Source organism: Kitasatospora sp. NPDC087861 (assembly GCF_044742585.1).
Lineage (GTDB): Bacteria > Actinomycetota > Actinomycetes > Streptomycetales > Streptomycetaceae > Kitasatospora.
Genome location: NZ_JBIUUS010000054.1, coordinates 26,700 through 40,084 on the forward strand (window position 1 = coordinate 26,700; position 13,385 = coordinate 40,084).

Consider the following 13,385-nt stretch of genomic DNA (forward strand, 5'->3'; position numbering starts at 1 on the left):
ACGATCACAGCGTGATCACTTACGGTGTCTGGGTGGGGAGTTGAGCGGCCCACTTCGTGCCGACGTACTTGACCGGCAGCAGGGTGTGCAGGGGCGCGAAGACGCCGTGCTCGCCCTGGGGGACGACCGCCTGGATCTGCGGGGCGTGGTCGAGGAGGACCTCGCGGCAGCCTCCGCAGGGGGAGACGATCCGCGCGCCACCGGCCTCGGACGGCTTCGGGTAGCGGACGGCGGCGACGGCCATCAGCGGCTGCCGGGTGTAGAGGCGGGCGGCGGCGAGCGCGGCCATCTCGGCGCAGATGCTGTAGCGGCCGACCATGGCCTCGACGTGGATGCCGCAGTAGACCTTGCCGTCGGCGGCGATGATCGCGGCGCCGATCTGATGGCGGCCTTCGGCGTAGCGCTGGCGGATGACGTCGTAGGCGGTGGCGACCAAGCGGGCAGCCTGCGGGTCGGCGCAGGTGACGGCGGGGTTGACGGCGTCCACCGGGCCGGGGCCGCTCACGAGGCGGCCGCCAGGGCGCGGGGGGCGTCGAGGTGGATCCGGGACGGCATCGGCCCGCGGCTGCCCTGGTACTTGCCCCGGTAGAGCATCGGCTCGCCGAGGACAACGCGGAAGTCCACCTGCGCGATGGAGTCGCCCGGGTAGACGACGAGCGGTTGGACGACGCGCAGCATGTGGGTGAGCTGGCCGACCGAGCCCTGGTCGATCAGGTCCGCGGTGACGTGGACGTAGCCGCCCAACCGGGCGAACCCGGAGCGGCCGTGCATGGTGGGCACATAGTGATCGCTCCCGATCACCTCAACACTGTGGCCGAGGTAGATGCGATCAGGCTCCAGCAGGAATCCCTCCGGCCCGATCTCCACCGTCTCGTAGGTATTCGGGCGACGGGTGTCGAGCACGGCCTCGGTGTAGTAGCCGATCGTCGCACCGAGGGTGATGTTGTAGCTGTCCGGGTTCACGGACCCCGGGTCGAACGGCTCGATCGTGATGCGGCCGGCAGCGCGCTCCTCCCGAATCTTGGGGCCGGTGAGGATCACAGCGGTACCTCCAGGTGGTGTGGGGTGGTCAGGAAGTGGCCGGAGGACGGAAGGGTCGCCTCGTCGATCCGGCCGAACCGGCCGGTGTACTCCGGGACCTCGCCGCTCTTCACCGTCCACGTGATCTGGCCCATGCGATCGCCGGGATAGATCCGGGTGCGCTGCACCACCTCGATCTCCAGCGTCCAGGCGTGGCAGGCGCCCAAGTTGCCCATGTAGGCGGAGTACTCCATGAAGACACCGAGACGGCCGACACTGCTGCGCCCGATGAGGCTGGGCACGAAGTGCGCACTGCCGAACCTCTCCACGGTGGTGCCGAGGTAGATCCGGCCGGGCTCCAGCACGCAGCCGCCAGCCGGGATCGTGAACTCGTCCAGCTCGTGCTCAGCGTGGGCATCGATGCGGTGGGTACGGTGGACACGCAGGACAGGGCCGATCCGGTAGTTGTAGCTGTCCGGATTGAGCAGGGCCGGGTCGAAAGGGTCGATGGTGATCCGGCCAGTCGCCACCTCCTCGCGGATCCGGTGGCCCGTGAGGATCACAGGACGAACCCGTCGACGAGTTCCTCGGCCCGCACCAGCAAGGCCTGCACCGATCCGGCGTTCTCGATCCGGTAATGCGGGGTGATGGTGATCTCCGCCTCCGTGGGGTGGTTCTCGTCACCCGGCGTCAGGTCGCCGCGCTGCGCCTTGCGCAGGCGGCGGAAGTCGTCGGGCGCCCAGACCTGAATGAACTTGAAGCCGAGGGCGTCGAGGGCGTCAACGTCCGCGGCCCTCGCGTCGTCGCAGAGGATCACCGCGTCGGGGTTCTCCTCCGTGGCCGCCTTCACCTTCGCCTCGAAGGTGTCGGTCAGTGCGGCCGGGTTAATCCGGCGCAGGTGGGAGCCGAGCGCGTTGAGGAGCTGCCCGTCCTGCCGGTCCGCGCTGACCAGCGGGCGCCCCGCGACCTGGTACACGAGGCTCTGGAGGTCATAGAGAGGGGCGCCGAGCTTGATCCTGACGACGGGGACTCCTCGGCGGCCGAACTGCTCGGCCAGCATCCCGGTGAAGGTGCTCTTGCCGGCGCCGGGGCGTCCGTAGGTCGCGATCCGCATCGCGTGCTCCGTTCTGGCGAGTCCGGCACCGTCGGTGCCGGGAGCGAGAGTGAGCGGGCCCGGCCTCCGCGGGGGAGGCGGGCCGGGCCCGCCCGGGCCACACCGGCCGGAAGGGGTCCAGTCCGTCGGCCGGTGTGGAGTCGAAGGGGTGGTCAGGCCGCCGCGGCGACTGAGGGCATGGCCGCGACGGTGTCGAGCGCGGCGGCGAGGTCGCGCGGGTCGGTCGGCGCGGGCAGGGGCGGCATGTGAGCCCACACGACCGCCCGGTTCAGGAAGCCGAGTTCGGGCGAGGGGACGGCGAGGTAACAGCCGGTGGACAGCAGCCGCGCCCGCGCGTTCTTCCTGCCCCAGTCGACGCCGCTGTCCGGCGGGATGAGGACGTAGACGAGCGCGGTGTCGCGGTCGTGCAGGACCGGGCCCGGCTCTGCGGCATCGCGCAGGAGCGCCTCCAGGACGGCCAGGCCGAGCCGTTCCGGCAGCCGGACAGCGTCCCAGCGCACCCCGCAGGGCAGCAGCAGCAGACCGCCGGGCCTGCCCGGCCACGACGCGAGGGTCGCGTCCCGGTCGCCTTCGGCGGCGGAGGCGAGCCACAGCGGAGCGGGCAGCCGGGCAAGGCGCCGGCGGGAACGCGGGGGCCGGATGGGCCCGGGATCCGGGAGCGGGTGCGCGGGGGTGGAGGACGTCATCATGGCCTGCCAAAGGGGGGCTCGTCGTCGAGGAACCGGCGGCGCTGCGGCGTCCGCGACGCCAGGGCGAATCCGCCGCTGATGCCCCGTCAAACAGGGCGTGTCATCAAGGTGGCGCGCTTACGCTGAATCTGCAACTGAATCTGCGTTGAATCACCCGGCGCCGAGGAGATGGCACATGCCAGCGCAAACGCATGGCCTGGTGTGGCGAGCACGTGACGTGCCACACTGCGCGCATCAGCACGGGCGGTAGACGCATGCACCCGGGAGGCAACCACGTGTCAGCACGGCCACGGCCGACAGCACGGCGCATCGAACTCGGCCACGACCTCCGCGAACTGCGCCAGCAGGCCGGCGTCACCCTCGAAGACGCCGTCAAGGGCCTGAGATTCTCCGAGACGAAACTCCAGCGCGTCGAGACCGGACTGCAAGACCTGCGCAGCGCGGGAGACCTGCGCAAACTCCTCGACAGGTACGGCGTCGACGACGACGACCAGGTCGACCGGCTGGTGGAGCTCCAGCGCACCGCCGCCCGCCAGGACTGGTGGACGCCCTACACAGCGGCCACCATGGCGCCGTCGATGCCGCGATTCCTCGGCGTCGAAAGCGCCGCACAGGCTATCCGGGCCTTCCACCCGACCGTCGTACTCGGCCTGCTCCAGACCCGGCGCTACGCCCAGGCACTCCACTTACTCGCCAAGCCCATCGAGGAGACGACCAGCGACTTCATCCAGAAGTCCGTCGATCTGCGAATGGCCCGCAAGGAACGCCTGCATGATCCGGACGATCCCGTCAAGTTGTGGGCGATCCTCTACGAGCCCGCGATACGGTACGTCGTCGGCGACGAGAGCACCATGTGCGAGCAGTACGAGGAGATCCTGCGCCTCGCGCGGCTCGACACCGTGACGGTGCAGGTCCTCCCCCAGGCCAACCGCGGCTACCTGGCGCTCGCCGACTTCACACTCCTGGACCTCGGCGACAGGCTGCCCGCCACGGTCCAGGTGGACACCGCCGGCGCCGGGATGTCCATCACGGACAAGCCGCGCGACGTCGGCACCTTCGTCCGCAGCTTCGAGTCGTTGTCCCGCTCGGCGCTCCCGGCCGAGGCGACGCCCGGATTCCTGCAACAACTCATTCGAGAGACCAGCATCTGATGACCAAGCACACCACCGCCCCCGAACTCGCCGACGTGGCCGACTGGATCAAGTCGTCCTACAGCGGATCCGGGAACAACTGTGTTGAGATCGCCAACCTGACCGGCACGCCCTACGATGCCGTCGCCATCCGCGACTCGAAAGACCCCGACGGCCCGGCCCTACTCATCACGCCCGAGGCGTTCACGGAGCTCCTAAAGTTCGCAAAGACGTTCACTGCCTGACCGATTCGGGTGAACGCCCCGTTACTGTCGGGGACTTGGCGTTCGGCGTCGCTCCGGTGGTCTACACCGTTCGCCAGGCCGAGGAAGCGGGCAACTGCCGAGACGGCGAGCGGAGCGGTTGAATCGCCGGAGGCGTAGCCAAGGGTCTTGGCCGAATGCGGATCTTGGTCGCCAAAGATCGCGGACGGCCGACCATAGACCTGCAGGTCATCGTCGAGCGTGCGGTCGGTCTCCGCCCAGTCTTCGGCTGTCTCGACGAGGTTCGTGTAGTCGTGCGTCCGCAAGGCTCGATCGAGACGGAGCCAGCCGTGCTCGGCCCGCGTGGCGGCGGCCGCAGGACGGCGGCCCGAAGGGGGGGCAGCTAGCCGCTGCCGCCGCTAGGGCGCGGGTCGGCCCTGGCGCCCGCACTCCGGGCCCAGGCAGCTCCTTGGAGCCGCTGCGGAGCTGTGACCTGAGAGGTCAAGGAGTCCGTCTTCCGGTCCCTGCGCGCCGACTACTTCCGTACGACACCCTCCGGCGAAGGAGGGACAGCGGAACCGGTCTCGCTCCGCCGTCCCGTGTCCGGGTCTACCGCCCAATCCTGGGCTCCCGGTTCTGCTGCTGCGGCTGGGCGACCGCCGCGGCGGATGCCGGCGGGGCTGGGGCTGGACCTGGCGGGCGTGGAAGGTGCGGGCGAGGGCATCGGCTTGGTGGAAGTCGTGAACCTCAGCTAGGCCCCCGGCAGGTGTGCTAGCTGACCAAGATCAATCTCACCGGGATTTCCTGTACGCCAACTACTCACACCCGTCCTCGCCGTCGGGCAGGGCGGCGCGGGCGGCACACCCCGCCGGGCTACCAGCCCCAGACCGTTTCGGTGTTGGCGCTGACCGTGTAGGGCTGGGTGCGGTCTTCTCCCGGGCCGTCGGGGAGCATCGGGTAGCAAAGGCTGCTGGACGGGTGAGTGCTGGCGTCACCGAGAAGACGGACAACCTCGTCGTAGGTGTCGGGATCCAGCTGTTGCTCGACCGCGAGCCGGGTCACGACGGCGCTGGCGGTGATCGCGGCCGGCGCCTCCGGGACAGGCCGGAGCTCCATCTCTAGGTCCACGTCCAGGTAGGGGTCGAACCTGCGGTCACGCAGCAGCTGGTAGGCGGCCACCAGGGCGTCGGTGTTGAGGTCGTCCTGCCAGGCCGGCTCCAGGACGAAGTCAGGGTGCTCACGGCAGATGCGGGGCCAGTCCAGCGGGTCCCAGAGCCTGCCGAGCGCGAGGGAGGGCGACGTGGAGGGGTGCATCCTCCCGTCGAACTCCGCACGCATCCACGCCGGGATCCGGGTGTTGGGCCCGAAGGAGTGTGTGCGGTCGGAGCCATGGACCATGTCGTCCATGGCCTTCTCGTGGGCGTCCCGGGCGTCCCTGGGCCACTGGTTCCAGTAGGTGTGCTGTTCTTCGGCGTGGGTGGTTAGCTGGGCGTTCAGGTCGTCCAGGCAGGGGCGGCAGCCATGGGCGTGGCGTACTTCGGCGGCTTCGGTCCACACGGTCATCAGCCCGTTGTGGCTCATCCCGACCTTGCCGTCCTTGACCCACACCACGGTCTCGGTGACAGGCGCGCCGCGGTGGGTGAGGACCTGCTGACCCTTCCGGAAGTGTCCGCGGCGCTCCCAGGCCGGACGACGGGTCAGCAGTCGGCGGACGGCGCTGATCACGGCTGCGCCTCGTCAGCGGCGGCCAGGGCTTCACGCACGCTCGCCGGCCGGGAGCGGTCTTGGTAGGGGCGTGCGATGTTGAGGAGGAGGTTCCACAGCAGGTGGATTGGGGTCTCCTCGGGCTGGCCGGCGAGGAGATGGCGCTCCAGTTCCTGGGCGGCGGCGTGTGCGGATTGGCCGAGGGCTCGGGGCAGGCGGAGCAGTTCGACCGCGTCGGGGGTCTCGCGTTGGTCGGTAGGGATGCGCTCGAGGAGGATTTGCACGGACTCTTCGAGGCGGGCCTGGATGAAGGCGTCGAGGGCGTGGACGGTACCGACGGCCGGCAGGGGCAGGCTCCTGGTGGTGTCGTGGGTCATGGACGGGAGCGTAGCCGTCGCTGACGGCCAGTCGTGGGGGATTTCGGGGGCCGATGTCGGCCGTGGGGCCACCGGGCGTCCTGCCCGGCGCTGGTGGTGAGACGGGTGGACGTCACCTGCTGCCTGGTCCGGGCCCGGCGCGGAAGCCGGAGGGAGTCTCTCATCGGCCGGGTTGGCGGTTCAGGGCTGGGCTGGGCTGTGCGAGCGGGCCCGGGGGTCTGCCGAGTGGTGGTAGGCCTGGCCGACCTGGGTCCAGTGCAGTTCGCGGGCCGGTGAGGAGTTCCAGTACTCCTCAAAGCAATGGGGCCGTGCGTGGGTGCATGCCCGCTGCCCGTTGAGGTACAGGTACTCCTGCGCGTTGTGCGAGATGCACAGCAGGCCGCGGACCTCGCCGGTTCGGTGATCATGGTCGATGGTGGCCGGGGAGGTTGCGCAGCAGGCGCAGCGGCCGTCCTGGAGTTCGTAGAGGCGCCACCACACGTACCAGCGGGGGATCTTGCCGCGTGCGGGCCACTGCCTCGGGAGGGGGCCGATCGGGCGCTCGACGTACAGAGGCCAGCCGTAGGTGTTGCAGCGCTGGTCCGGGGGGACGGTGGCGGCTCCTGCGGGCGGGCCGAGGTACGTGTCCGGGACGCGGTACCAAGGATCGGGCATCAGTGCCCGGCAGGGGCTGTTCCAGCGGGGGCAGAAACCCAACCGTGGGCCGTAGCGGGGGTCCCAGAGGTGGTACAGGCCTGTGCGCAGATCCTGGCGGGCCAGTTCGGGGCCGGTTGGCCGGTTGGTGGCGTGGCCTTCGAGGCAGGGCTTCGTCACGTTCGAGTCATCGGCCGACGGTACCCAGTGCATGATGCGCGGTCCGGGCGACGGCGCCGGGGCCAACCTTCTATTTGTGTCTGCGACAGAGTCCAGTGGCCCCGCCTGAACGGTGGGAGTTGGCGCCGCCAAACGTTCGAAGGCGGGCCGCTTGCCGGGCTGGCCTACAGACATAGCCAGCAGGAACGGGCCCGTGGCGGGCGAGGCAGTCATTCCGCTGACCGTTCGGGGGGGCCAGACGAAACCGTCGGAGTGGGGCCGGCGGAGGGCCGTCCAAGACACTCCGCATCACCGGGGCGGGCCTTTCAGGTTGGGTGATTTACACCCCGAGGGCGGCGAGCAGGCGCCCGTCGTAGCCGGCGGCCGCCAGGTCGGTGGGCGCGAGGCCGGCCTGGTGGAGGACGGTGAGGACGAGGATGTGGCCGGGGCCGGTGGCCCAGGCCTGCCGCGTGGCTTCGGTGAGGTCCTTTCGCGCGCGCTGTACTGCCGGTTCGGTGTCGTCGCCGTCCGCCTTCGGGCGGGCGGTGTGGAAGGCGTCGACGGCACGGGCGACGTCGGCGAAGGCCTGGGCGGTTCGCTTGCCGTCGGGGGTCGGTCCGAGGACCAGCACCGGCGCCCATCGGTCGCGCTTCGGTGCGTCCGGGTGGTCCTGGGCGCGTCGGCGGGCGCGCTCCTGGACGCCGCGGCGCAGTTGCTCCATGCGAACCGGGATCTCCCAGCCCTTCCCGCCCCTGGCGGTCAGGTCGTCCTTCATCAGCTGGATCTGCTTGCGGTAGGTAGTGGCCAGGCCGTGCGTCTCCAGCCGCATGCCGGGGCGACGGGCACCGCGGTTGCCCGCGGCGGCGGTCCCGCCGTTGTGGTTGGCGCGCAGGGAGACCCACAGCGCATCCGCGCTGCCCTCCATGCCGCGGACCAGGTCCTGGCGGAGCGGCAGGTAGTGGCCGACGGCGGCGCGACTGGTCGGGGAGAGCGCCCAGACCTCCGTGATCGCCTCGGTGGCGATCTGGGCCTGCGGGTTGCGCCGGATCCTGGTCCAGGAGAGGTCCGGGGAGAGGTCGTCCAGGTCCTGGGAGCAGAGTTCGCCGGCGCGGGCGGCGGTGTCGAGCACCACGCCGATGATCGCCAGGATCCTGGCGCGCTGGTGGTCGGTGGGGCGGCGCTGGACGAGGGTGTCCAGCCGGTCGTGGAAGGCGGAGCGGGCCCAGCTCGGCAGGGAGTCCTTGAGGGTGGGCTTGGAGAAGCTCGGGGCGCCGCAGGGGACGCCGGCGGTCGCGGCCAGGCGGCGGAGCATGGTGGCGCGGCGGCGCTGGGAGGCGAGTACGCCCTTGGTGGGCGTCTGCAGCTCGGCCTTGCGCAGCTCGCCCTGGGCGGTGAGCCGCAGGAGCTCGGCGGCACCGGGGCCAAGGAGGTCGCGCAGGGACCTGCCGTAGCGCATGCGGAAGTCGTCGTCGTCCAGGGCGAGTTTCAGGGTGCCTTCGATCCAGCGCAGCCCGTTCTCGACGGCCTTGCTGACGCCTTCCGCGATGGCGAGGTCGACCAGGACGGGGAGTTCCTCGCGCGCGGCGCGGTGGCGGCCGTCGGTGTCGAGTTCGCTGGTGGATTCGGGCTCGTTATCCCTCACTCGGGGAGTCTTTCACGATGGGGCGGGGAGGGCCAGTCCCCGAAGGGGTGACCTCGGGGACCAGCTGGTGTTCAGGCTGGTGCTGGTGCTTCCTGGGCTGGTTCGCCGGGCCGTGCGGCCGGGACGGCTGCGAAGGGATCGACGGCGGGGTCGATCAGCGGGCGGACGTAGACCTGCTCGGGGATGGCGGAGTCGTCGCGCCAGCGTCCGGCGCGGGCGAGCTGCTTGCCGCGGACTCCGTGTTCGGCGAGGTCGGTGGAGGCCCCGGCGCGGATGCCCTGGGAGGTGATGGTGGCCGGTTTGCGGATGCCGGCGTTTGCGGCGAGGACCTTGATCCGCTCGCCGATGGCGGCGGGGGACAGCCGGGCTTCGGGGCCGGCCGATCGGGCCCGCTTGGTCAGGTTGTGGGCGACGGAGAGCTGGCGCAGGAGCGGGCCGTTGGTGATGCCCTGCTGGCGCAGCCAGGCGAGCCAGGTGCGGGTGCGGCGGACGAGCTGGGTGTCCGGGCGGTCGTGGAGGCGGATGAGGTCGAGGCCTTCGCCATCCTGGTGGGTCTTGTCCATCTCCAGGTCGATGACGACCTGGTGGTCGAGCACTTCGAGGTACTCGATGTCCACGGCGGCCGGTTCGCTGCGGCGTCCCAGCATCTGGTACATCATGCCGAGCAGTACGACGTCGCGCTGGCCGGTGGGGGTGGACTCGTCGCAGGCGTCGATCATGGCGAGGACGTCGGACAGCTGGAGGGCGGGGGCCTGCTTCTTGCGGTTGGTCCGGGGGTTCTCGCGGCGGTAGGTGTCGAGCAGCGCGAGCGTCTCGTCGCGTTCGGGCCTGCGGCCGGGCGGCTGCCAGCGCCAGATGTGCCCCATGTAGGTGTTGATCGTGTCGGCCTTGGGGCTGGGCTGCTGGCGCATCAGGTGGGCGGCGTACTCGAGGTAGGTGGCGTCGGTGCAGGGCCTGGCGACGCGGCCTTCGGCGGCGCACCACTGCTCGAACCGGCGGATCGCGGCGGCGCGGTTGATGCGGGTGTTGTCGGCGCCGGCGCGGGCGCGGCGCTGGGCGGTGTCCGCGGAGATCCGGAAGTCCGCCTCGGTGTAGCGCGGCTGGTCCTCGGCGGTGGGCGGCAGCTCGCCGGGGGCGAGGACGGTGTGCCGGTCCACGAGGTAGCGAGGGTGGTGACTGCGGGTGCTGGCCGGCAGCAGAGCGGTTCCGGACCAGTCGACCGCGTCGTCGTCGACCAGCTCTGCGTCCAAGATGTCCTGGTCGGCGGCGTCGGCGGCCATGGGCGGGCGGGCTCCCTTCGGTTCGTCGTGTGGTGGCGGCGCTGCAGGAGCGCCGCCCGGGAGGTGGTTCAGGCGCTGGTCTGGGCCGGGGCGTGCGCGTTGAGGGCGATGAGTTCCATCTCCTGGGTGCCCATCCAGATCGGCTCAGCGTATGCGGGTCGGTCGTCCCACAGCTGGGCGGTGCGGGCCAGGAAATCCCAGGCGTCAGCGCTCAGGACCCGCTTGGCGGCTGCCAGCCGCTCGTCCTCGTCGGCCGCGGACGGCAGCAGGTAGGTCTCCAGGGCGGCGGCTGCGGAGTTGACCTGGTCGAACAGCGCCTCGGCCGTTCGTCGCTCGTCGGTGCGCGGCCCGGTGGCGTCCACCACCTTCGGCCGGATGCGGTCCTGGATGAAGTCGGCGAGCTCGCGGACCTGGTCGATGGTCACGGTGGTGAGGATGGTGGCCCGTTGCCGGGTGTCGTCGTCGTACATCAGGTTCTCCTCTGCGCTGGGGTCGGGTGGTGCACGGCCGCTGCCGGCGGGCCGGTGTGCGGCGACGGGTGGTGCGTCAGATTCCGCGGGACGTGACGTTGATGATCTTGCCGTCCCGCTCGGCCGTCCAGGCGGAGGGGTCGAGGATCCCGGCGGCGATCTCGCGCTCCTTGAGCGCCGCCTGGCGGTGGTCGTTGCGCAGGATCGGCTCGACCACGGCCAGGCGCTCGTAGGCCTCGGCACGCGCGAGGTGCGCCTCTGCCCATGACTCCTTCGAGCCTCCAGGCTCCTGGCCCATGTAGGCGTTGTAGGCGCGCTCGTGGTCGAGCCGGGCGCGTAGTTCGACGGCCTCGGTCCGGTGCTGCTGGGCGAGGTGCCGGTCCGCCTCGTTGCGGGGGTCGGCGGCGGCGAGGTGGGCGCTGATGGCGGGCGGTTCTCCGGGCACGAGCTCGGCGTACCAGGCATCCAGCTCTGCGGCGAGCGCCCGGGTGTCGGCCGTCTCCCCGGCGGGGGTTCGGCGGCGTCTGTTGATCAGGGCCCACCCTCGGAGCTGGGTGATCCACCGCTCGTGGGCGGCCTGGCGGCTGCTGTGAGCGGCGTCGCCGAGGTCCTGCCAGGTTGCGCCGCGCTCGCGCTCGGCGATGGCCGCCCACCTGACGACTTCGTCGGCGAGTTCACGCAGCTCGATGGCGTCGGACAGGGTCGGCGCCCCGTCAACGGAGGCCCTCTGGTCGAGCGGGAACTGCTCAAGCGCGGTGTTCACGAGCCGCCGAAGGGCGTGGGCGTGGGCGACGAAAGCCTCGTCGGCCGGCACGAGGGTGCCGGGGGTCGGTGTGTCATCACTCGTCATGTTGTCAAGGTATCCCTGACAGATAAGCTCTGTCAGGGATACCTTGACGACATGCTGAAGTTCACCCAGGGGTGACCCGAAGACCTCCTGACGCGGCCTCCGATGGGGCGCCGGTCAGCGCGGGGTGGCGCCTTCGGGGCGCGTACCCCGTCTGACCGCCCGGCAGATGCTCACCGAGCCGTGCCCCGCGTGCGAGGCCCCCGTCGGAGAGGCGTGCACGATCCAGGGCGGACACGCCGCACGCGCCGAGGCAGTCCTCGCAGCCGTCACCAGGGGCGTGCGCCCCGACCAGGTCGCGACCGTGACCGCGTGGGCCGAACGCGAGGTGCGCAAGCAGCAAGGCCAGGTGGCGGAGACCTCCGGCCGCGAGGACCGGGCACCAAGGTCCGCGTTCGGCTGAGCGGCCCTATCCGGCGCCCTGGTCGCGGCCGGTCGCGCGACGCTGGAGGCGTGGCCACGCGACGGAAGGCGCCGAGTCCGCTGGTCCTGCACCCGCCGGTGCCGCTGATGCAGCCGCGACCGGTGCAGGTGCTCCCGGCCGAGGACGGCATGCCCGGCGGCACGCTGTACGAGATCAAACTGGACGGCGTCCGCTGTTGTGCGGTGCGCACCGAGGCCGGGATCGAGCTGTGGTCGCGGCGCGGCCGCCCGTTGAACACGAGGTTCCCGGAGGTGCTGTCGGCGCTGGCGGAGACGCTCGACCCGGGCGTCGTCCTCGACGGCGAGGTCTGCGCCTACCGGGACGGTCGGCTCGCGTTCACCGAGGTGCTGCGCTCGGCCCGGGCCCGGGCCGCTGACCGGGTCGCGGTGAGCTATGTCGCCTGGGACGTCCTCGCCGTCCCGGGGCGCGACGTCCGGGGCCTGCCGCTCACCGAACGCCGCGAGCTCCTGGCGGAGGTACTTGCCGGGGCCCATCCGCCGATCGAACAGGTCATGGCGACGCGCAGTCGGGAGACGGCGATCGGTTGGTACCGGGACCTGCAGGTTGCAGGTGTGGAGGGTCTGGTCTGCAAGGCGGCTGCGGCCCCCTACCGGCCGGGGGGTTCTTCGTGGGTGAAGTTGCGGCACACCGAAACCTCCGACTGCGAACTCGCCGGGATCGTCGGCGACCCGGCTCGGCCCGAAGCCTTGCTCGTGCACCTGCCCGACGGCCGACAGGCGACCACCTCACCCCGCCTCACCACCGTGCAGGCCCACCAGGTGGTGCAGGCGGTTCGCAGCCGGCTACGTCCGGACCCCTCGCACGCCTGGGTGCACTGGATCACCGAACCACGGCCCCTGGTGGAAGTGCTGGTCGGCTCGGGGCGCCATAGGCAGGTCCGATTCGTCCGGATGCGGCCCGAGGAGTAGGCCAAGAGCCGTGCGAACCGCCGCCCCGATCCGCTGTCTGCTGAGCCCGGGCGCAGCTATCCGTCGCCCGATAGAGGTAACCGAAGGCGGGTCGCTCCGCCCCCAGCGGGGCTTCATTCGAACCGGTCATCGCGGCCCAGGCGGCCGTCGCCGATGCCTCCACCATGACCATCGACATCGCCACGCTGCAGGCTCCCGCAACAGGGCCCGACGGCCAGCGGCTGTTCACCTGCCCGCCCTGGTGCAACGACGCGCCGCCCCACCCTGACCATGCAGGCGACCGCCGGACGCTCGCCGACGTCATCCACTACGGGCCGACCGCCGGCTTCACCCTGGCCGAGTGGCCCGGGCCTGGGTACGGGTACCGCTGGCCCTCGCTGGAGGTCACCATCGACCTCGCCGCCCGGTCCCTGGCTGACGGCACCCCGGGTCCGGCCTACCTTGTCTGCTCGCCCGACGAACTCGGCGAGCGCTTCGAGATCCACGACCCCGAGCGGGTCGTCCGGTTGATCGCCGCCTACACCCGCACTGCCGCCACCCTGCATGAGATGCGGGCAATCATGACCGGCAGCTCGGGGAAGTAGATCCCGGCCGAAGGCCCGGCGCCGTCCCTCCGGTGCAGCGCTCCAACCCGCTCGGGGGGTCAGGCCGGCCGCTGCTCTTCACGGTTGTTTTTATCGGGGTGAACGAGAGCCACGACTCCGGTCTGCTTGAGAGCCAGTGGTTCTCCGGCGAGAGCAAGAGCCATCCGTCCGGTCAGGTGA

General features: G+C 71.0%; 17 protein-coding genes. 5 read left to right on the forward strand and 12 right to left on the reverse strand.

Going from position 1 to position 13,385, the window contains the following annotated elements:
• Positions 1 to 19: 19 nt before the first annotated feature.
• The 5 genes from ACIOJE_RS38105 to ACIOJE_RS38125 all read right to left on the reverse strand — a co-directional run bounded on the left by ACIOJE_RS38105 (position 20) and on the right by ACIOJE_RS38125 (position 2,823).
• The gene (locus ACIOJE_RS38105) at positions 20 to 505 is read right to left on the reverse strand and encodes a hypothetical protein (protein ID WP_280685776.1); all 486 of its coding nucleotides are present in this window, start codon (positions 503 to 505) and stop codon (positions 20 to 22) included.
• On the reverse strand, positions 502 to 1,041 hold the full coding sequence (locus tag ACIOJE_RS38110; RefSeq protein ID WP_280685775.1) for a dCTP deaminase domain-containing protein: 540 nt from the start codon (positions 1,039 to 1,041) through the stop codon (positions 502 to 504). The genes ACIOJE_RS38105 and ACIOJE_RS38110 overlap by 4 nt, the downstream gene beginning before the upstream one ends.
• Positions 1,038 to 1,583 carry a dCTP deaminase domain-containing protein gene (locus tag ACIOJE_RS38115; protein ID WP_280685774.1) on the reverse strand — a complete coding sequence of 182 codons (546 nt, stop codon included), beginning with the start codon at positions 1,581 to 1,583 and terminating at the stop codon, positions 1,038 to 1,040. Before ACIOJE_RS38115 ends, ACIOJE_RS38110 begins: the two co-directional genes overlap by 4 nt.
• A complete protein-coding gene (locus ACIOJE_RS38120; RefSeq protein ID WP_280685773.1) occupies positions 1,580 to 2,134 on the reverse strand; it encodes a hypothetical protein in 555 nt (184 codons plus the stop codon). The genes ACIOJE_RS38115 and ACIOJE_RS38120 overlap by 4 nt, the downstream gene beginning before the upstream one ends.
• A gap of 152 nt (positions 2,135 to 2,286) precedes the next feature.
• The gene (locus ACIOJE_RS38125) at positions 2,287 to 2,823 is read right to left on the reverse strand and encodes a hypothetical protein (protein WP_280685772.1); all 537 of its coding nucleotides are present in this window, start codon (positions 2,821 to 2,823) and stop codon (positions 2,287 to 2,289) included.
• Positions 2,824 to 3,098: 275 nt separating this feature from the next.
• Between ACIOJE_RS38125 and ACIOJE_RS38130 the strand changes: the two genes are divergently transcribed.
• The gene (locus ACIOJE_RS38130; protein WP_280685771.1) at positions 3,099 to 3,974 is read left to right on the forward strand and encodes a helix-turn-helix transcriptional regulator; all 876 of its coding nucleotides are present in this window, start codon (positions 3,099 to 3,101) and stop codon (positions 3,972 to 3,974) included.
• Complete coding sequence (locus ACIOJE_RS38135) at positions 3,974 to 4,198, forward strand: DUF397 domain-containing protein (protein ID WP_280685770.1); 225 nt, start codon at positions 3,974 to 3,976, stop codon at positions 4,196 to 4,198. The genes ACIOJE_RS38130 and ACIOJE_RS38135 overlap by 1 nt, the downstream gene beginning before the upstream one ends.
• Positions 4,199 to 5,029: 831 nt before the next feature.
• Here ACIOJE_RS38135 and ACIOJE_RS38140 read toward each other — a convergent pair.
• From ACIOJE_RS38140 to ACIOJE_RS38170, 7 genes are all read right to left on the reverse strand, one after another.
• Positions 5,030 to 5,881, reverse strand: coding sequence for a hypothetical protein (locus tag ACIOJE_RS38140; protein ID WP_280685766.1), 852 nt, complete (start codon positions 5,879 to 5,881; stop codon positions 5,030 to 5,032).
• On the reverse strand, positions 5,878 to 6,237 hold the full coding sequence (locus ACIOJE_RS38145; protein WP_280685765.1) for a hypothetical protein: 360 nt from the start codon (positions 6,235 to 6,237) through the stop codon (positions 5,878 to 5,880). Before ACIOJE_RS38145 ends, ACIOJE_RS38140 begins: the two co-directional genes overlap by 4 nt.
• A gap of 180 nt (positions 6,238 to 6,417) precedes the next feature.
• Positions 6,418 to 7,050, reverse strand: a complete 633-nt coding sequence (locus tag ACIOJE_RS38150) for an endonuclease domain-containing protein (RefSeq protein WP_280685764.1) — start codon at positions 7,048 to 7,050, stop codon at positions 6,418 to 6,420.
• A 319-nt stretch (positions 7,051 to 7,369) separates the two neighbouring features.
• Positions 7,370 to 8,671 carry a hypothetical protein gene (locus tag ACIOJE_RS38155; protein WP_280685763.1) on the reverse strand — a complete coding sequence of 434 codons (1,302 nt, stop codon included), beginning with the start codon at positions 8,669 to 8,671 and terminating at the stop codon, positions 7,370 to 7,372.
• Between the two features lie 71 nt (positions 8,672 to 8,742).
• Positions 8,743 to 9,951, reverse strand: coding sequence for a tyrosine-type recombinase/integrase (locus ACIOJE_RS38160; protein WP_280685762.1), 1,209 nt, complete (start codon positions 9,949 to 9,951; stop codon positions 8,743 to 8,745).
• 68 nt (positions 9,952 to 10,019) lie between these two features.
• Positions 10,020 to 10,421: a hypothetical protein gene (locus tag ACIOJE_RS38165; protein WP_400782900.1), complete on the reverse strand. Its 402-nt coding sequence runs from the start codon at positions 10,419 to 10,421 to the stop codon at positions 10,020 to 10,022.
• Positions 10,422 to 10,497: 76 nt separating this feature from the next.
• On the reverse strand, positions 10,498 to 11,271 hold the full coding sequence (locus ACIOJE_RS38170; protein ID WP_280685760.1) for a hypothetical protein: 774 nt from the start codon (positions 11,269 to 11,271) through the stop codon (positions 10,498 to 10,500).
• 166 nt (positions 11,272 to 11,437) lie between these two features.
• Between ACIOJE_RS38170 and ACIOJE_RS38175 the strand changes: the two genes are divergently transcribed.
• From ACIOJE_RS38175 to ACIOJE_RS38185, 3 genes are all read left to right on the forward strand, one after another.
• On the forward strand, positions 11,438 to 11,671 hold the full coding sequence (locus ACIOJE_RS38175; RefSeq protein ID WP_280685759.1) for a hypothetical protein: 234 nt from the start codon (positions 11,438 to 11,440) through the stop codon (positions 11,669 to 11,671).
• Between the two features lie 50 nt (positions 11,672 to 11,721).
• Positions 11,722 to 12,621 (forward strand): DNA ligase, encoded by a 900-nt coding sequence (locus ACIOJE_RS38180; protein ID WP_280685758.1) that lies wholly within the window; start codon positions 11,722 to 11,724, stop codon positions 12,619 to 12,621.
• 164 nt (positions 12,622 to 12,785) lie between these two features.
• A complete protein-coding gene (locus tag ACIOJE_RS38185; RefSeq protein ID WP_280685757.1) occupies positions 12,786 to 13,205 on the forward strand; it encodes a DUF6907 domain-containing protein in 420 nt (139 codons plus the stop codon).
• Positions 13,206 to 13,385: the final 180 nt, after the last annotated feature.